The following is a 17,528-nucleotide window of genomic DNA, read 5'->3' as shown; positions in this document are numbered from 1 at the left end:
GGACCGCAGCGAGGATTCGCCTTGCCCACTCCCGGCACACTGCCCCGTCATAAATAAGGATAAGAGCAGACACCAAAACGAACAAGAACGAAAAACACCTACAGCACAAAAACGAGCCCGATTACAGCCTCGGAACCGCCGCAAGCAATCGCTGAGTTTCACCATGCTGGGGCGAAGCAAGCACCGTTCCAGTGGCATCCGCCTCGACTATCCTCCCCTCGTGCATCACCGCAATCCGATCCGACAAATACTCCACCACCCCGAAGTTGTGCGTGATGAACAAATACGCAATATTGAATTCCCGCTGCAAAGCCTGCAACAAATCCAGAATCTGCGCTTGCACCGACACATCCAATGCCGACGTCGGCTCATCGCATATCAATACGGCAGGCTCCACCGCCAAGGCCCGCGCGATCGCTATGCGCTGACGCTGCCCACCGGAAAATTCATGCGGATACCTTTCGGCCGTGTTCTTGGGCAAACCCACACGATCCAGCAAGCTGCGCACCTGCGACTTGCGGTCCGCCGCCGAACGATCAGGCCGCAGGGCGGCAATGCCTTCGTCCAGTATCTCGCCTACCAGCATACGCGGATCGAGCGATGCGTAAGGGTCCTGGAACACAATTTGTATGGATTGGCGCAACTGACGCAATCGGGATCCTCGCACCGTAAGCAGGTCCTCGCCATTCAAATGAGCCTGGCCCCCGACCGTAGCCTGCTTGTCCAGCAAGCGCAGCAGCGCTTTGGCAGTCGTCGTCTTGCCGCATCCTGACTCCCCCAGCAACGCCAGTGTTTCGCCGGCGTGCAGATCGAAAGAGACATCGTCCACCACCTTGATGGGGGCAGCAGCACGAGTCCATAGACTACCCTTCCTGGAATAAGAGACTGACAGGTTCTTGACCGTCAGTATGGGATCCGCAGCGGAGCTTTGTGCAGCTTTGACTTTAGGCTGCACGGGCAAAGCAGCGGCCCCGGAAGCGGCTTCCTGGTCGACCGTCGATCCTGGCTCGCTGGCCGACAAGGGTCGGCCACGCTTGGCGAAAGTGGGGATGGCCGCCAACAACTGGCGCGCGTAGGGATGCTTGGGCGCGGCGAAGAAGGTAGCGGCGTCTACTGTTTCTACAATTTCACCGGCACGCATCAAAGCCACATAATCGGCCACATTTTTCACTACAGCCAAGTCATGAGTGATCAGCATAATCGCCAATCCCATTTCCTTCTGGATGTCGGCCAGCAAATCCAGTATTTGCGCCTGTACGGTGACGTCCAGCGCCGTAGTGGGTTCGTCGGCGATCAGCAGACGAGGCTCGGCAGCCAGCGCAATGGCAATCATGATGCGCTGTTTCTGCCCACCGGAAAACTGGAAAGGATAGTCATTCAGGCGTCTATCCGCATCCGGTATGCCGACGCGTTTCAACCACCAGGCGGCCCGCTCCATCAGCGCCTTGCCCCGGTACGAGGTATGAGCGCGCAGTGTTTCGGCAAGCTGCTGACCTATGTTCATGACCGGGTTAAGGCTAGTGGAGGGTTCCTGGAAGATAATGCCTACCTGGCCGCCGCGTATGCCACGCATGCCCTGCTCAGACAACCCATTCAGCTCGACCTGCCCAAGACGGATTTCACCTGATGTAATCCGGCCAGCTTCTGGCAACAGGCGCAGCAAGGCCAGCGCCGTCATACTCTTGCCGCAGCCCGATTCACCGACCAGTGCAAAGGTTTGGCCCCGCGCAATAGCCAATTGCAAGGACTTTACGGCTTCCTGCACTCCGGAATCGCTGGCAATCTGTACCGACAAGTTGCTCATCGACAGCACGATTTCCGATGAACCGGCCCACTGTCCGCCGCCTGAAGCTAGTGAGTTCATGATGCAGCATCCTTGATGGCAAAACGGCGCGGGCGGAAACGGCGGGTGCGGGGGTCGAAGGCATCCTGCACGGCATCGGCAAAAATATTGGCGGACAACACCAGCGTCAACAGGAATACAAACGCACCCAACAGGTTCCACCAGATCATCGGGTCGCGCGACATCTCGGTTCTGGACATGTCTATCATGGTGCCAAACGATGGCGTGCTGGGATCCACGCCTATGCCGAGGTAGGACAATATGGCCTCGTACAAGACCAGACCGGAAAACTCCAGCACCATGGTGATCAGCACAATGTGCATGAGATTAGGCAGCAGGTGGCGGCGCATGATGCGCCAGTGCCCGACGCCGAAAGCCCGGGCGGCCTGCACATACTCAAGCTCGCGCAGCTTCAAGGTTTCGGCGCGCAACAAGCGGCAAAGCCCCGCCCATCCCGTCAGGCCCAATATCAGGCAAAGCAGGAACAGACGAAGGTCGGCGCGCGCCGCCACCGTGTCGAACATGTCCGGATTGTTGTCGATATACACTTGCATCATCAGTACACACGCCGCGATCAGGAGCACGCCTGGAATAGACGTCAGCGTCGTGTAGATGTACTGGATCACATCGTCGACCCACCCTTTGAAGTAGCCAGCCGCAATGCCGAAGCAAAGTGCCGGCGGCAGCATGGCCACCGTTGTCAGCGTACCGATTACCAAGGCTGTGCGTATACTTTTCAGACACTGCCACAACACGTCGTTACCGGTGCGGTCAGTACCGAGCACGTGATAGTTGCCGCCAAGCGTCAAGGCGGTTGCGGCCAGCAAAGCCCCCAGACTGAATGTAATCCACATGGGTCGCCAGGGCACGCCGGACTCGCTGCGCCACCATACCTGCAAGGCGCTTCGCAAGGACGGTGCCTGACGTCGATGCAGCAAGGTCAAAAGAAAACCCGACGCCAGGCAGGCGGCCACACCAAGCAGAAAACCGCGCAACAATCGCTGGTAAATATCCGCCATGCGATCGCCCTCCGCTTGCAACTGCAGGCCGGCGTGCTTGAGGCGCGGGTAGTCTCGGACGGGCTGGCCATTGATCAGTTCTGTTTCCTTGGTGAACTGACGCAAGGCCAAAGGCGCTGAATAGGTATTCTCGCGTTTGGACAATTGGGTCAGCGACAACAAGTCGTCGAGCGCCGAACGCAACACAGGGGAATAGACGGGCGCCGCATCCGCCTTGGTGTCTGCTGCCGCTTTTACGGGCGGCAACATCGGACGATAGTGCACGGAATCGAGCACACCCAATAAAAGGAAACTGCCCAGCACAACAGCGGCACACATGGCCGAAGGCGTCCTGGCTATGCTTCTCCAGGCTGATTGCAGCGAGGCGCTGCGCCGCACGCGCAGCGCATAAAACAATACAGCCAGCACCAGGCCAAACACAAAAATATCTGTCCACAGGAAAACGAATTTGGGCATAGGCTACTCGAACCGGACCCGGGGGTCAGCCAGGGTGTAGGAAATATCGGCCAGGATCAAGCCCACGATATACAGCGCAGACCCTAAAAACACCATCGCGCGCACAATGGAAAAATCCTGGGCGTTAATAGCGTCTATGGTGTAGCTGCCCAAGCCGGGAATGCCAAAAAAAGACTCTGAAATCAGGCTTCCCATGAAAAGCAGCGGAATCGCTGAGACCGTTCCTGTCAGGATGGGCAGCATGGCGTTGCGCAATATATGGCGAAACAGCACTATCCGTTCGGATAAGCCTTTGGCGCGCGCAGTGCGTACATAATCCTTGCCCGCCTCTTCCAGGAACAGAGTGCGGTAAAAGCGCGACTCGGCGCCCAGCCGCGACAATACGGCCACCAGCACCGGCAACACCAGAAAACGCAAACTGCCCCACCCATCGACATAGCCGGAATACGGTACCCAGCGCAATACTTTGGCAAAAAACCATTGCCCTGCAATGATGTAGAACAAGCCCGAAATGGAAAGCAGCACCACGCATAACACCACACCGGCGAAATCCAGTTGGGTGCCCTTGAAAAACACCAGCAGCAAGGCAAACGACACACACGCGAACAAGCCTAGAAAAAATGTGGGCAAAGCCAAGGCCAGGCTGGGTCCCATACGCTGTCCGATTTCATGGGTGATATCCCGTCCTTCGTCGGAAAAACCGAAATCAAAGCGCAATAACGGCACCGAGCGAGTAAAGAAAATCGTATCCGTCCACTGGGCCGCACCAGCAGCCTGTCCATTAAAGAACAAGGGTTTGTCGTAGCCGCGCTCGGTTTTCCATGTATCAATGGCTGTCTGGCTGACCCGCTGCCCGCCTATGGATAGCCGCGCCATGTCGTCGGGCGTGTTCACTGCAAAAAACAGAACGAAAGTCAGCAGGTTCACACCCACGAGTATCAGTATTCCGTAAAGCAGGCGGCGTATCACATAACGTGTCATGGGCGCCTCGCTGAATCGTGACTGTCTCGCGCCGTGGCGCGATCCCGCCGTCGCGCGGTTCGCCAGGCAAGGTATCCGCCCAAGGCGAAGATGGCCCCCAGCAACCACAAGGGCCACCAGTACGGCACGTTCCACTCTTTGATTTTCTGGGCCCGCAAGGCGGGATCGATGCGATAGAACTGTAATGTATTGCGCACCATTTGCGTGGGTTTGGCATTACCCACCCAAGCTTGGTAGGCGCCGCCCGACTTGGGGAAATACCCGAACAACCACGGCGCGTCGCGCTGGACGATAGCGATCATTTTATGCACCAGGGCTTCCTTTTGCGGGCCATCATCAAGGAACCGCATTTGCTCGAACAGGCGGTCGAATTCTGGATTTTTGTAGTTGGATGCATTTTCGCCGCCATTCTCGACCTTGGCATTGGGGCCATAAAGCAAGAAAAGGAAGTTTTCGGCGTCCGGATAATCGGCAACCCAGCCCCACATGAACATTTGAGCACTGCCGTTGCGCATCTTATCCTGGAAGCGGTTGTAGTCAGTGGCGCGCACTTCCAGTTGAATATTGATGGAGGCCAGTTGGCGTCGCATCCAGTCGAGCATCGCGCTCGAACCCATGCCGCCCGCCGAATCGAAATGCAGTATCAATGGCCTGCCTGTCGTGGCATCACGACCATCGGGATAACCAGCCTCTTTCAACAGTTGCCGCGCCTCGTCCAAAGGACGGCGAACCGCCCGCCCCTGCTCAACGGTATAAATCTGGCTATTTATACCTTCGGGCGGCGCCTGGTATCCCGGAATGCCCGGCGGCACCGGGCCATAGGCGACTTGTGCTTCATCATTCTGGAAAATGGCAACGAACTGCTCCCAGTTGAATGCAATACCTATCGCCTGTCGAAGCTTGCGATTTTTCTCCTGCTGTTCCGGTGTGTCGCCCTGCCCAAGCACCGGGTCACGCCAATTAAACCCCAAGTAATACAGTTGGGCCTCGGTGGCGCTACGCAACTGAATGCCATGATCACGGTACAACGAGGCTTTTTCAGCGGAATCGCCCGCTGCGACCCGCATGGCTACACCGTAATCGCCACGGTCAATCTGCGGGATATCGTAGTAGCCCTGAAGAAACTTGCCCATAAGCGGCACGCTTTCTTTTTCCAGCGTAAACACCACTTTATCGACGAAGGGCGTGAGTTTGCCGCAGTCAGCCAGCAAGCCAGCACGCTCGTCCCCAGGTTCGCCCTGGCAGGGATAGGGTTCGCCCCTGAAATTTGGATTGCGGGCCAGCACATGCCGTCGATTGGGAATGGACTCGCTTAGCATGTAAGGGCCGGTACCCACCGGCCAGGTATTCAGCGACAAATCGTGCTGCGCCATGCCTGGCTGGTGATAGAAGCGGTCGGCCTCCCAGGGTATCGGCGCGGTAAACGTCATGGCCAGCCAATACTTGAACTGCGGATACTTGCCTATTACCTTGATACGCAAGGCGTGCGGCCCTACTGCCTCGACGCCGTCGAAGCCGGACTGGCGCAAATCCAGCCAAGGCCGCAGGCCTCCGGGCGCCGCTGCTGATCGCTCTGCCTGGTCCTGCTTTTTCAACTGCTCGCCATACTCGCGCATGCCTACGACATGTTCCGCCATCACGCCGAAAATAGGCGAGGCTACGCGTGGACTGGCCAGGCGCCGGAAAGCATAGACATAGTCATCGGCAAGCAGTTCGCGCGTTCCGGTTTCTTCGAAATCGTCTATGCCGAACTTATGATCGAGCTCGCCTGGCGCCAGAGGCCAATAACGATAGTTGCCCGATGGGTCGCGAGCCAGGGCCGGATGCGGCTGAAATTTAATACCCGGCTTGATCTGAATGTCGTAAATACTGACGGCCACTTGCTCGCCCGCCACATCGCTCGGCAAAGGCTTACCTTGCGCATCGAAATAAGCCGGGGCGGAAATGGCTACCGCCGTCTTGGGCACCAGCGTGTAAGGCCTTGCCAGATAGTCGTAGCTGTACAGTGGTTCGTAGATGGAATAGGTAAACGGTGTTTCATCGGCCGAGTACGACCTGGCCGGGTCCAGGTATTTTGGCGAACGCTGCGTAAACGCTGTGTACAGCACGTTTTCGGTTTCATCGCCATGCGCGTAAGGGCTATTGACCGGACTGGGCGAACACCCCGCCAGCAGCAACAGGGCCAAGACCGCCGACGTGCGCGCCCCGCGCCACGCTAACACTGTTGCTGCTTCCAGCATTGATAACGCCACGCCCAGGGGCTGACCGGATCAGCGTGCTGCCATATCCCGAGGCTAGCCTTTTTAGCCTGCTGCTCTAGTTCACGCATGCCGGGATCACGCATGAACTTGCCTCGGCCTTCCATGTTGGCCCAGGCCATGCCTGATGCCACCTGCTTTTGATTCGCCGTCGTCCCGTCGCCCAACGGCACGTCGCACACATTGCGGTCGTAGCGGTCGCGCTCGAAACAGCTTAATGTGAGCGTTTTGCCGGCAATCAATGCCGCCAGAGCATTTTTGGAGTTTTGAGCTTCCGGCTGCCCTGCCCGACCGCTGTCTTTAGTGACTTCAGGCGCATCGATGCTGGCCATGCGCACCTTTTCTTGCTTGCCATTGACCAACAACGTAAACGTATCGCCATCAGCCACACGCACGACACGCCCAGCCAAGGGATAGAGGGAATTCGATGATGCGCCGGCCTTCGCATCATTGGCGGAGGCGTCGGGTTTCAATACCGTCAGTGAGCCCAATCCAGCCAGCGCGGCCGCGACCACCAGCGTCAACACCCTGGACCAGCGCCGGGCCAGCAGGGCATTCATTATTTTGCGCAACAACACATTCAACACACTATTCACTTCTTCCCCGAAAAAAACACAAGGTCTATACCCAGGCCGACAGATTATATGGGCTGACTGCCGCAGAAGACAGGCGGTTAATCCCTGAGATGTTTCACACCTGCATGCAAGCAGGGCCTATTCGGGCCAAGCCCTTTCAAGTACGCTATGCAAGGCGAACGGCCCAGGAGCGGCGCCATAAACGCGCCCTCCCACGCCAAAGCGGCTTTGCACAAACGCATCGGCCAGAACCAGCGGCGCATGCCTGCGCAGCAAGCCAGCCTGCGTCAGCAACACTAACTCTTGAGCCACATAACGGGCGGCGGATTCCAGTACCGGACCGGCTTCCGCCAACAGCGCAAGCAGACCTTGCATGCGCGGCTTCAACAATGGCTCATCTTGACAGCCATGCTCCAGGTCGGCAAGCAAGGCTTGCGCCTGTTCGGGATGTCGCTTCAAGGCCCGCAGTACGTCCAGGCACATGACATTGCCCGAACCTTCCCATATGGAATTGACAGGCGCTTCGCGATACAGCCTGGCCATCGGACCGTCCTCTATATAGCCATTGCCGCCCCAGACCTCCATGCATTCACCCGTTGCCTCGATAGTGCGCTTGCATATCCAGAACTTGGCGGCAGGCGTCAGGACGCGACAATAGGCCTGCTCAAGAGGATCATCAGGCGAATCAAAGGCGCGTGCGAGCCGCAAAGCCAGCGCAGTGGCGGCCTCGCTTTCCAGCGCCAAATCCATCAGCACGCTTTGCATCAGCGGATGCTGGATCAACTGCTGGCCGAAGGCAATGCGGTGTCGGGCGTGGTGCATGGCCTGGACGACTGCCTGCCTCAACAAAGCCGTACTCCCCAATACGCAGTCCAGGCGCGTGTAGGACGCCATCTCCACCAGCGTCGCAATGCCGCGCCCTTCTTCCCCTATCATCACGCCAACGGCGTCCCGAAACTCGACTTCAACACTGGCATTCGAACTATTGCCCAGCTTGTTCTTGATGCGCTGAATATGCACCGCATTTTTGCTGCCATCGTCCAGCCAGCGCGGTACATAAAAACAAGAAAAGGCATCGTCATGCCGCGCCAGTACAAGATGGGCATCCGACATGGGCGAAGAAAAAAACCACTTGTGGCCCACAATACGATAGGCAGCGCCCCGGCCTGCGCCATCCATCGGCACCGCCCACGTCGTGTTGCTGCGCAAGTCCGACCCGCCTTGCTTCTCAGTCATGCCCATGCCGACCATCATCGAAGTCTTGCCCGACAAGGGCATATCGCGCTCGTCGTACTGCAGGGAATAGAGTCGGCTGGAAACGCTGCTGAACCAGGGTTCCCTGGAAAGCACGGGTATCGCCGCCGAAGTCATGGTCGTGGGGCACAAAGATCCGGCTTCGATCTGCCCGTGCAAGAGATAAGAGGCAGCCCGCGCCACATGCGCCCCGGCGCCGGGCGAAGACCACGCACTTGAGTGCATGCCCTGCAAAAACGCCATACGCAAGAACCGATGCCAGCCGGGATGAAACCGCACACGGTCGACACGGCGCCCTTGCCTGTCGAAAGCCTCAAGCTCGGGTTTATAGCGATTGATGTCATGGGCCAGCGCCATAGTCTCTTTAAGCCCCAGACGCGCACCATAATGCAATAGCGATTCTTCATGCCCATGCGCACCTTCGCGCCTGACGCCCTCTTGCAATGCAATATCGCTGGAATACAAGTTGTAATCGCCCAGCTCGGGCACCTGATTAGTCACTTCATGTGTTGTTCCATTCATGATGCTGCTCCCGTATCGCCCAGGCGATAGTTATAGCCAGCCAGACTTCTTGAATTTCCAATAAAGCACTGCACACACCGTAAAGGTAACCCCCAACACTGCCGGATAGCCATAGAGCCAATCCAGTTCAGGCATATATTTGAAGTTCATACCGTATATCCCCGCTACCGCAGTGGGTACAGCAAGGATGGCCGCCCAGGCCGCCAGCTTCTTGGTGGTATCGGTTTGCTGCGACTGCCCGATCATGAGACTGGCCTCAAAGGCAAAGGCCAACGCTTCGCGCAAACTGTTGATGAATTCATTCGCACGCAAGACGCGGTCGGCCACTTCGCCAAAATAGGCACGGCTGTCGGTATCGACATTGCGCATTTCGACTCGCGACAAGCGACGGCAGATTTCAGCCAAAGGCGAAATAGCGGTATGAATGCGCAACAGATCGCGGCGCTGTCGATATAGGCGGCGCACATCGCTTTCACGAAACCCGCGCAACAAGAACTGCTGCTCTACACCCTCTACTACAGACTCGAGCTTGGACAAAGCCTTGACATAGCGATCGACGATCAAGTCCAGTAAAGCTGACGCCACGTAATCGCTGCCCCGTCCGAGAAATTCAGGCGAATTTTCCAATTGATCGCGCAGCTCCTGGTGCGTCGCCGTGGCGCCGCGCCGTATGGTGACCAAAAACCCTTTTCCTATCAGTATCTGGGTGTCGCCGAACGAAGGCCGGTGGTTGTCGACCTCGACCGTAATCGCCACGATAAGCGTCAGGTTTTCATACTCGACCACTTTGGGACGGCGATGCGGAGAAACGATTTCTTCTATCGCCTTGCGGGAAAAGCCCATATCCTCGCCCAGGCGTTCCAGCAAGGCGGAGCTGGGTTCGTTCAAGCCGATCCATAACAACCCATCCGCAATGCCAAGGCACGCGCCCGCCTGCTCCAAGCCTATGCGCACGGGTTCTTGCCCCGGCCGGTACAAAACAGAGGCAACTACCGCTTTATCGGAATGCTCTGCATCAGTACTGTCGATAGCCATACACGCATTTTCCCTGCATGAATTTGCGCTGCAAAGCGCAAGAAAAGTAGTGAATCGATAATATCATCATGCGCCGCGTCCGCCACATGAACATCTTCCGCCGCCACAGTCCAGAATCGTCATGCCCTGTTAAAGTTATGTTTTATACACACTACAGCAAAATATACAGGACCCAACATGATCCGCGATCCCGAAACCCAGGCCCTACTTGAAGAGGGCGTACGCCGCTTTGTACAAGAAGTATTAGTTCCGTGCGAAGAAGAGGTCGCGGAAACAGACCAGATTCCAGCTGATATTGTTGCCCAAATGAAAGAGATAGGCCTGTTCGGGCTATCTCTGCCCGAAGAATACGGCGGCCTGGGCGTCACCATGGAAGAAGAAGTGCGCATCGCCTTCGAACTGGGCCAGACATCGCCGGCATTCCGTTCGCTCATCGGCACCAACAACGGCATAGGCGCCATGGGCATTTATCTTGACGGCACCGAAGAACAAAAACAGGCTTACCTTCCCAGCCTGGCCAGCGGCGAGCTCATCGGTTCCTTCGCCCTGACCGAACCTGAAGCAGGTTCGGATGCCGCTTCGCTCAAAACCACAGCCGTACGCGACGGCGATCACTACATCCTGAATGGCACCAAGCGTTTCATTACGAACGCGCCCGAAGCAGGGGTTTTCACCGTCATGGCGCGGACCGACCCCAGCATCAAAGGCTCAGGCGGTATATCGGCCTTCATCGTCGAGGCCAATACCCCCGGACTTTCCCTGGGCAAGATCGATAAGAAAATGGGCCAGAAAGGCGCCCACACCTGCGATGTCATCTTTACAGACTGCAAAGTGCCCGCCGCGAACCTTATCGGCAACCGCGAAGGGGTGGGCTTTAAAACGGCCATGAAAGTCCTGGACAAAGGGCGCTTGCATATTGCCGCAGTGGCGATAGGCGCTGCCAAACGCATGTTGCGCGATGCCGTGGCCTTTGCCATGGAACGCAAACAGTTCGGCCAACCCATCAGCGAATTTCAATTGGTGCAAGGCATGCTGGCCGATTCGAAAACCGAGATCTATGCAGCCGAATGCATGGTTATCGACGCGGCACGCAAGCGCGACGAAGGCAAGGACGTATCAATTGAAGCGTCCTGCGCAAAATACTTCTCTACCGAAATGTGTGGTCGCGTTGCCGATCGCGCAGTGCAGATCCATGGTGGCTCGGGCTATGTCAGCGACTACGCCATCGAACGTTTTTATCGCGACGTTCGCCTGTTCCGTCTGTACGAAGGCACATCCCAAGTACAGCAAGTCATCATTGCCCGCGGCCTGATTCGCGGCGCCGCTATCTAAATCCGGGCTTGCGGCGCGGGGCTTTGCAGCATGCAACCGCCCCGCCCGCGCTTTTGCAGGAATTCACCCATGACCGACCGCCAACTTGTTATTGCGGCTTCTTTGATACTACTGATTGGCGTCGGTGCAGGCGCGTTCGGCGCCCATGGACTCCGGCGCATTATTTCACCCGACCTGCTTTCCGTATGGCAAACCGCCGTCTTATATCAGCTGGTTCATGGCCTGGGCATGCTGGCCATTGCGGCCTTGGGCGCCAGGTTTGGATCGTCGCTGTTAAGCAATGCAGGCGTGCTGATGTTCGTGGGTATCGTGATTTTCAGCGGCAGCCTGTATGTGCTTGCCCTGACAGGAACCAGATGGCTGGGCGCCATTACACCCATAGGCGGCCTGGCATTCATCGCCGCCTGGGCCATGGTGGCGCTGGCGGCATATAGAACGGCTCAGTGACGCTGGCGCGCAAAACGCACCACTGTGACACCGGGCAACAATTGCCTCAACGAAGGCATGATCAGTACGCAATTGTCGTAAGGCGTCGTAATAGGCACGCCATCATCATGCCCTATTACCGTTCCTGCCTTTTCAATACACTCCATGCCTTGCCATGGTTGTGTAAACGACAGGCTTTTCGACTTGGCGACCACAGGCTCGGTAACATCGAGCACTTGCTGGGCAAGGCTTGAATCAACCTCGGCTTCCCAATCCGCGGGCAACTGGCCTGCTTGAGCAAGGCCGCTGACCCTCAGGACTTCGCCCACAGCCTGCTTTGCCACCCGAATCGAAGATAAATCGCCATGAAAACCGCATTCGATGAGTAAGGCCAGTGCCTGCCCATCGGGATCGCCAAACTGCGCATAGTCGCGCATGCGCGTGCCGTCTTTGTGGCCCGCGTCCACCACCAGATGCCGGGGCACGCCAAGTCGCAGGCCAAGATCGATGTTGCGCGGCAAAACCCCAGTGATCAGCAATGGTGGCGAAGGCTCGTGCATGGAATGCAGGTCGAGCAGATAATCGGCCTGGACTACCCACGGTTTTAGCTCCAAGGCGCGCCGGCGCTCACGGGTAGTGGAATTTGCCAATTTTGGCTCGGTCCAGACACGATTCAGGTCTTCATCGGCAAAGCGCGATGCATCGTGCACCTGCGGATCGAAGCTATCAAACGCATCCAGATTGCAGAATGCCAGCGTCAGCTTGCCCCGGGCCGGTCTGAAGCCGCTGGCCAACAAGTCCTTCAGCGCCCATGCCCCGCATAGCTCGTTACCGTGTATTAACGCAGTAAACAGAACGCTGGGGCCTAATACGCCAGAATCAAAATGCCATACGCCGGCCGTGTCAGTATTGCCGACGCGCTCGGCCGTTAAATCGGGAAATTCAATATCGAAGGTCATAGGCTGATTCCGCTGTTAGTTGACGCCGATTCCGGCACTATCAACCATTTTTTTGAACTTTGCACGTTCCGCAGGCAGGAATGCTTGCAAATCTGGCTGTTCCGACATTACGACACCGCCAGTGCTTTTATACTTTTCCTGAAACTTGGGATCACTTAATATGTCGCCCAGCGCGGCTTGTAATTGCTTGACGATAGGTTCAGGAAGGTCTTTGGGTGCAAACAGGCCAAACCAGATATTGATATCGACGTCCTTGAACCCTGGGTTTTCAGATAAGGCAGGAATGGCGGGCGCCATGGGCGAACGCGTCGCCGACGTCACGCCAATGGGAACGATCTTGTCGGCGGCGACCTGGGGCAGACCAGACGACAGCACGAACATGCCGAATTGCAACTGGCCGCTAATCAGGTCAGTGACCAACGGCGCGACACCTTTATAAGGCACGTGTTCGACCTTGCCATCCGTATTGGTATTGATCATCTCGCCCGCCAGATGCAAGGCCGTACCCACACCCGATGAGCCGAAGTTGGATTCGCCAGACTTGCCCGAAGCTACCATCGCGAGGTAATCGCTGGTGTTGGCGATGCCGGTGCTCTTGGAAGCCGCCAGCAGCATAGGCTGCGAACCAATGAACCCCAGAGGACGCAAGTCTTTCACGCCATCGTACTTAATATTCGGATTGATCAGGCCTGCGATGATGATTTCATTAACCGACCCGACAAGCAGCGAATAGCCATCCGGCTTTTCCTTGACGACCTTCTGGGCGCCTATCGCGCCGCCAGCCCCGCCCAGGTTCTCAACCACCACATTCTGGCCCAGCTTTTCGGCAAGCGCCTCGGCGATCAACCGGCCATTCAAGTCGACGCTGCCCCCAGCCGGGTAGCCAACCACGATGCTGATAGGCCGCTGCGTTGGATAAGCCGCTTCCTGTGCATAAGATGCCTTGCCGACCAAGCCCACCACCATTGCCACGCCACAGGCGGCATAGCCCAGTTTGCTTACTTTCTTTATCATTGCGCTATCTCCTGAATTTATTATATTGATCCGCAATGGTAGTGAAAGCCATTACCGCCGCCGTGCTTTTATGGCACAACGATGTGCCAATCAGAACAATAATCAAAAATGACCGAAACCAAACTCCTTCAAGACTTCATTGCGCTAGCCAAGACCAGCAGCTTTACCAAGGCTGCTGAACTGCGCCACGTGACGCACCCCGCTTTCAGCCGGCGAATCAAAGAACTGGAAGTCTGGGCGGGCGCCTCATTGATTGACCGCCGGAAAATGCCGGTGACCCTGACAGAGGCCGGACACGATCTTCTGGTGGTGGCCGAACATATCATTGCCAGGCTCAACACCGTCAAACAGCAAATCAGCAAACCGCAAGACCAGGCCGACCGTCGCCTGCGTATAGCCACCGGTCGCAACCTGGCGCACTACCTGGTCGCTGATTGGGCAAGCGACCTAAGCCGCCAAGTCGCCAAGAATATGGGGTGCGCGATATCGCTCGAAATACATACCGGCATCGCGCAGGACATGATCACCTTGCTGAAACAAGGCCATGTCGACTTCATGTGCTGCTATGAGCACCACAGCCTTTCAGTACCGATCAGCACCCAGGATTTCCTTTATGTGAGTCTAAGCGCCGACAGACTCGTGCCGATATGCCTGGCTCCGTCCGACGGCGCAGACCTTGCCTACCAACTGGAAGACGAGATCACGCCCATTCCCCACATCACCTACTTTTCCAGCCTGTCCCTGCAGCACATTATCAATGATCACCTGCGCTCAAGCAGTTATCACTTGGTGGAAACGGCACGTTGCGACTCGGTTGATGTCGCGCTTAGCCTGGTAAAGAAGAACCTCGGTGTTGCCTGGCTGCCCTGGTCCGTAGTCAAGCAAGACTGCCAAGCCGGCATACTGAAGGTGCTGGGAAACCGGAACAACGAAATCCCCCATGAAGTGCGCCTCTATCGTCCGAAGAACAGTTTATCGACTGCGGCAGAGCTGGCATGGAAGAAGACAGTCGCGTAAACACATTAAATTTAGCAAAACTACATAACCTCAGAGTTGCCTTTTCGTATTAAACACCAGGAAAAACACTTTTACCACTCCAACAATTCGATAAAAATCAATAGACTAATATCAAAACCAACTAAAAACACAGCAATCAGGCATTGATTATTTATGTAGTTAAACTACAATACCAAGAGTCCCCACTTTCAATTCACAGGACTCGCGCTATGGCACTCAACCTCGTCATTCAATCGGTTACCGACCGCATCGTTACCCGCAGCAAAGCCACACGGGAAAGCTACTTGAAACGCACCCGCGCAGCCTATGGCAAAAAGGTGGAGCGCAGTCATCTGGGCTGCACCAATCTTGCCCATGCCTTTGCAGCCATGCCGGAATTGGAAAAGCACAGATTAAAAGAAGCTGCACGCCCCAACCTCGCCATCGTCTCCTCCTACAACGATATGCTTTCGGCTCATCAACCGCTGGCGGCCTACCCCAGCCTGATTAAACAGGCCGCTTTTGCAGCGGGCGGTACCGCACAATTTGCCGGCGGCGTCCCCGCCATGTGCGACGGTGTGACCCAGGGTGAAACGGGCATGGAGCTCAGTCTGTTCTCGCGCGATGTCATTGCCATGGCCACGGCAATCGCCCTCAGCCACCAAATGTTCGATGCAGCCGTCTATTTGGGCGTCTGCGACAAGATCGTGCCGGGCTTGTTAATAGGCGCCCTAAGCTTCGGGCACTTGCCTGCCGTGTTTGTGCCCGCCGGCCCCATGGGGACGGGCATATCCAATAGTGACAAAGCACATACCCGGCAACTATTTGCACAAGGCAAAGTTGGCCGCGCCGAACTGCTGGAATCCGAATCACAGTCATACCATGGCCCCGGCACCTGTACGTTCTATGGCACCGCCAATTCCAACCAGATGCTCATGGAAATCATGGGGCTGCATCTGCCCGGCGCCGCCTTCGTTCCGCCCAACACGCCTTTGCGCGAAGCATTGACTCGCGCCGCCGCCCAGCGCGCCATCGCACTAGGTGCGCAAGGCCAGGAATTCACGCCGGTCGCCGAGGTCATCAGCGAAAAAGCCATCGTCAACGGCATCGTGGGACTACTGGCCACGGGCGGTTCTACGAATCACACACTACATCTGGTCGCCATCGCCCGGGCAGCAGGCATCGCGATCAACTGGGATGACTTCTCGGAACTATCCGGAGTCGTGCCGTTGTTGGCCCGTGTCTACCCCAACGGCGGCGCCGATGTGAACCACTTCCACGCCGCTGGCGGCATCGGGCTGGTCATTGCAGAACTATTGAAAGCCGGCCTGTTGCATAACGATGTAAAAACGGCCGCAGGCGACGGATTACAGCGCTACACCCAAGAGCCTTACCTGAACGAAGGCAAACTGGCCTGGAGGCCAGTGACGGCCGAGTCGCTGGATCGCAACGTAATACGCCCCGCCAGCGACCCATTCAGCACGGATGGCGGACTTAAGCTGCTTCAAGGCAATCTTGGCCGCGCCATGATCAAGGTATCTGCCGTCAAACCCGAACACCGTACGGTGCAAGCCCCCGCATTGGTCTTTGACTGCCAGGAAGCACTGCTGAATGCCTATCAACGCGGCGAACTGGCACGCGACTTTGTGGCCGTCGTGCGCTACCAGGGACCCGGCGCCAACGGCATGCCAGAACTCCACAAACTGACCCCCGCCTTATCGGTTTTGCAAGACCAGGGCTTCAAAGTTGCATTAGTGACCGATGGCCGCATGTCGGGCGCATCAGGCAAAGTGCCCGCCGCCATACACGTCAGTCCCGAAGCACTTGCCGGCGGCCCGCTGAGCCGGGTTCAGGATGGCGATATCATAAGGCTGGACGCCGAGACCGGTGTATTGTGCGTATTGGAGCCTGCGAATTGGCTTGAGCGCCCCTCTGCACAGGTCGACGTCCAAGCCCACGCCACAGGTTTCGGCCGCGAGCTTTTCGCTTCAGCGCGCAAGAACGTCGGCACGGCAGAATCCGGCGCCATGACTTTTGAACACCCCGATTGGGCCCCTGGCCTATCAACAATGTCTATCCATGTTAGCGAGAAACTATGAACGCTCTTGAACTACTACAACAAAGCCCGGTGATGCCGGTAATGGTCATCAAAGACCTGGATACCGCTGTCGACCTGGCCCGCTCTCTGGTGGCCGGCGGCGTGCGCAGCCTGGAAATCACTTTGCGCTCGGATGCGGCGCTTGAGGCGATTCGCTTGATCAGCCAGGCTGTTCCCGAAGCCTTGGTGGGCGTCGGCACAGTACGCAGCGCTCAGCAATTGGATGCCGCTGTTAAAGCGGGCGCCAAGTTCGCCGTCAGTCCCGGACTGACTCCGGACATCGCGCAAGCTGCGCGCCAGGCGGGTATACCGTTTTTACCCGGCGTCGCGACGCCCTCTGAGTCGATGTATGCGGCGGATCAGGGCTTTACTGTGCAAAAGCTGTTTCCTGCCGAGGCGGTAGGCGGTGTAGCGCTGCTAAAGGCTTTATATGGCCCCTTGCCCGACATCGTTTTTTGTCCGACGGGCGGCATCAATGCCGCGAATGCGGGGCAGTATCTGGCTTTGCCGAATGTGAAGTGCGTGGGTGGATCTTGGTTGACGCCGGATGCGATGGTGGCTGGCAAGAACTGGGATGCTATTACTGATCTGGCGCGGCAGGCTTGTCTGTTGCAGAAGGGGTAATTTTAGGCGGCTTGCTTCTTGTGCCGTGAGTCTGTGGGTTTCTTGAGCGGCTTGCTTCGCGTGTTGTGTATCTGTCGGTTTCTTAAGCCGCTTGCGTCTGATACCGTGAGCCTGTCGGTTTCTTGAGCGGCGGCTG

The 17,528-nt window shown here is 57.1% G+C and carries 14 protein-coding genes; 5 read left to right on the top strand and 9 right to left on the bottom strand.

The window, feature by feature from the left end; all coding sequences use genetic code 11:
• Positions 1 to 121: 121 nt before the first annotated feature.
• From ABWO67_RS13505 to ABWO67_RS13475, 7 genes are all read right to left on the bottom strand, one after another.
• On the bottom strand, positions 122 to 1,864 hold the full coding sequence (locus tag ABWO67_RS13505) for an ABC transporter ATP-binding protein (protein ID WP_502930018.1): 1,743 nt from the start codon (positions 1,862 to 1,864) through the stop codon (positions 122 to 124).
• Positions 1,861 to 3,318, bottom strand: a complete 1,458-nt coding sequence (locus ABWO67_RS13500; RefSeq protein WP_353152334.1) for an ABC transporter permease — start codon at positions 3,316 to 3,318, stop codon at positions 1,861 to 1,863. The genes ABWO67_RS13505 and ABWO67_RS13500 overlap by 4 nt, the downstream gene beginning before the upstream one ends.
• A gap of 3 nt (positions 3,319 to 3,321) precedes the next feature.
• Positions 3,322 to 4,299 carry an ABC transporter permease gene (locus tag ABWO67_RS13495; protein WP_353152332.1) on the bottom strand — a complete coding sequence of 326 codons (978 nt, stop codon included), beginning with the start codon at positions 4,297 to 4,299 and terminating at the stop codon, positions 3,322 to 3,324.
• On the bottom strand, positions 4,296 to 6,539 hold the full coding sequence (locus tag ABWO67_RS13490) for an ABC transporter substrate-binding protein (RefSeq protein WP_353152330.1): 2,244 nt from the start codon (positions 6,537 to 6,539) through the stop codon (positions 4,296 to 4,298). Before ABWO67_RS13490 ends, ABWO67_RS13495 begins: the two co-directional genes overlap by 4 nt.
• Positions 6,515 to 7,153: a thermonuclease family protein gene (locus ABWO67_RS13485; RefSeq protein WP_353152328.1), complete on the bottom strand. Its 639-nt coding sequence runs from the start codon at positions 7,151 to 7,153 to the stop codon at positions 6,515 to 6,517. The genes ABWO67_RS13490 and ABWO67_RS13485 overlap by 25 nt, the downstream gene beginning before the upstream one ends.
• A gap of 117 nt (positions 7,154 to 7,270) precedes the next feature.
• Entirely contained in the window at positions 7,271 to 8,908 is a 1,638-nt protein-coding gene (locus ABWO67_RS13480; RefSeq protein ID WP_353152326.1) for an isovaleryl-CoA dehydrogenase, read from the bottom strand.
• A gap of 30 nt (positions 8,909 to 8,938) precedes the next feature.
• Positions 8,939 to 9,943 carry a magnesium and cobalt transport protein CorA gene (locus ABWO67_RS13475; RefSeq protein ID WP_353152324.1) on the bottom strand — a complete coding sequence of 335 codons (1,005 nt, stop codon included), beginning with the start codon at positions 9,941 to 9,943 and terminating at the stop codon, positions 8,939 to 8,941.
• 177 nt (positions 9,944 to 10,120) lie between these two features.
• On the opposite strand from ABWO67_RS13475, the gene ABWO67_RS13470 reads away from it, so the two are divergent.
• Positions 10,121 to 11,275 (top strand): acyl-CoA dehydrogenase family protein, encoded by a 1,155-nt coding sequence (locus ABWO67_RS13470; protein WP_353152322.1) that lies wholly within the window; start codon positions 10,121 to 10,123, stop codon positions 11,273 to 11,275.
• Positions 11,276 to 11,344: 69 nt separating this feature from the next.
• Positions 11,345 to 11,722, top strand: a complete 378-nt coding sequence (locus ABWO67_RS13465) for a DUF423 domain-containing protein (protein WP_353152320.1) — start codon at positions 11,345 to 11,347, stop codon at positions 11,720 to 11,722.
• Here the strand turns inward: ABWO67_RS13465 and ABWO67_RS13460 are convergent.
• Both ABWO67_RS13460 and ABWO67_RS13455 read right to left on the bottom strand, forming a co-directional pair.
• Positions 11,716 to 12,660 carry a M14 family metallopeptidase gene (locus ABWO67_RS13460; protein ID WP_353152318.1) on the bottom strand — a complete coding sequence of 315 codons (945 nt, stop codon included), beginning with the start codon at positions 12,658 to 12,660 and terminating at the stop codon, positions 11,716 to 11,718. The genes ABWO67_RS13465 and ABWO67_RS13460 overlap by 7 nt on opposite strands.
• Before the next feature lie 15 nt (positions 12,661 to 12,675).
• Positions 12,676 to 13,674 (bottom strand): Bug family tripartite tricarboxylate transporter substrate binding protein, encoded by a 999-nt coding sequence (locus ABWO67_RS13455; protein ID WP_353152316.1) that lies wholly within the window; start codon positions 13,672 to 13,674, stop codon positions 12,676 to 12,678.
• Between the two features lie 108 nt (positions 13,675 to 13,782).
• Here ABWO67_RS13455 and ABWO67_RS13450 point away from each other — a divergent pair, with 108 nt between their 5' ends.
• The 3 genes from ABWO67_RS13450 (at position 13,783) to ABWO67_RS13440 (ending at position 17,392) form a co-directional block, all read left to right on the top strand.
• Entirely contained in the window at positions 13,783 to 14,691 is a 909-nt protein-coding gene (locus tag ABWO67_RS13450) for a LysR family transcriptional regulator (RefSeq protein WP_353152315.1), read from the top strand.
• A gap of 209 nt (positions 14,692 to 14,900) precedes the next feature.
• Positions 14,901 to 16,769 carry a phosphogluconate dehydratase gene (edd, locus tag ABWO67_RS13445; protein WP_353152313.1) on the top strand — a complete coding sequence of 623 codons (1,869 nt, stop codon included), beginning with the start codon at positions 14,901 to 14,903 and terminating at the stop codon, positions 16,767 to 16,769.
• A complete protein-coding gene (locus ABWO67_RS13440) occupies positions 16,766 to 17,392 on the top strand; it encodes a bifunctional 4-hydroxy-2-oxoglutarate aldolase/2-dehydro-3-deoxy-phosphogluconate aldolase (protein WP_353152311.1) in 627 nt (208 codons plus the stop codon). The genes edd and ABWO67_RS13440 overlap by 4 nt, the downstream gene beginning before the upstream one ends.
• Positions 17,393 to 17,528: the final 136 nt, after the last annotated feature.

It is taken from the genome of Pollutimonas bauzanensis (assembly GCF_040393045.1).
GTDB lineage: Bacteria > Pseudomonadota > Gammaproteobacteria > Burkholderiales > Burkholderiaceae_B > Pollutimonas > Pollutimonas bauzanensis_A.
The sequence above is the reverse complement of the archived record's forward strand: the minus strand, read 5'-3'. Positions and strand labels throughout refer to the sequence as shown.

Bases quoted from the DNA above. Each gene is read 5' to 3' on its own strand.
- ABWO67_RS13495 (WP_353152332.1), bottom strand. From the start codon at position 4,299: ATGACACGTTATGTGATACGCCGCCTGCTTTACGGAATACTGATACTC.
- ABWO67_RS13505 (WP_502930018.1), bottom strand. From the start codon at position 1,864: ATGAACTCACTAGCTTCAGGCGGCGGACAGTGGGCCGGTTCATCGGAA.
- ABWO67_RS13500 (WP_353152334.1), bottom strand. From the start codon at position 3,318: ATGCCCAAATTCGTTTTCCTGTGGACAGATATTTTTGTGTTTGGCCTG.
- ABWO67_RS13455 (WP_353152316.1), bottom strand. From the start codon at position 13,674: ATGATAAAGAAAGTAAGCAAACTGGGCTATGCCGCCTGTGGCGTGGCA.
- ABWO67_RS13460 (WP_353152318.1), bottom strand. From the start codon at position 12,660: ATGACCTTCGATATTGAATTTCCCGATTTAACGGCCGAGCGCGTCGGC.
- ABWO67_RS13490 (WP_353152330.1), bottom strand. From the start codon at position 6,539: ATGCTGGAAGCAGCAACAGTGTTAGCGTGGCGCGGGGCGCGCACGTCG.
- ABWO67_RS13470 (WP_353152322.1), top strand. From the start codon at position 10,121: ATGATCCGCGATCCCGAAACCCAGGCCCTACTTGAAGAGGGCGTACGC.
- edd (WP_353152313.1), top strand. From the start codon at position 14,901: ATGGCACTCAACCTCGTCATTCAATCGGTTACCGACCGCATCGTTACC.
- ABWO67_RS13475 (WP_353152324.1), bottom strand. From the start codon at position 9,943: ATGGCTATCGACAGTACTGATGCAGAGCATTCCGATAAAGCGGTAGTT.
- ABWO67_RS13465 (WP_353152320.1), top strand. From the start codon at position 11,345: ATGACCGACCGCCAACTTGTTATTGCGGCTTCTTTGATACTACTGATT.
- ABWO67_RS13440 (WP_353152311.1), top strand. From the start codon at position 16,766: ATGAACGCTCTTGAACTACTACAACAAAGCCCGGTGATGCCGGTAATG.
- ABWO67_RS13480 (WP_353152326.1), bottom strand. From the start codon at position 8,908: ATGAATGGAACAACACATGAAGTGACTAATCAGGTGCCCGAGCTGGGC.
- ABWO67_RS13450 (WP_353152315.1), top strand. From the start codon at position 13,783: ATGACCGAAACCAAACTCCTTCAAGACTTCATTGCGCTAGCCAAGACC.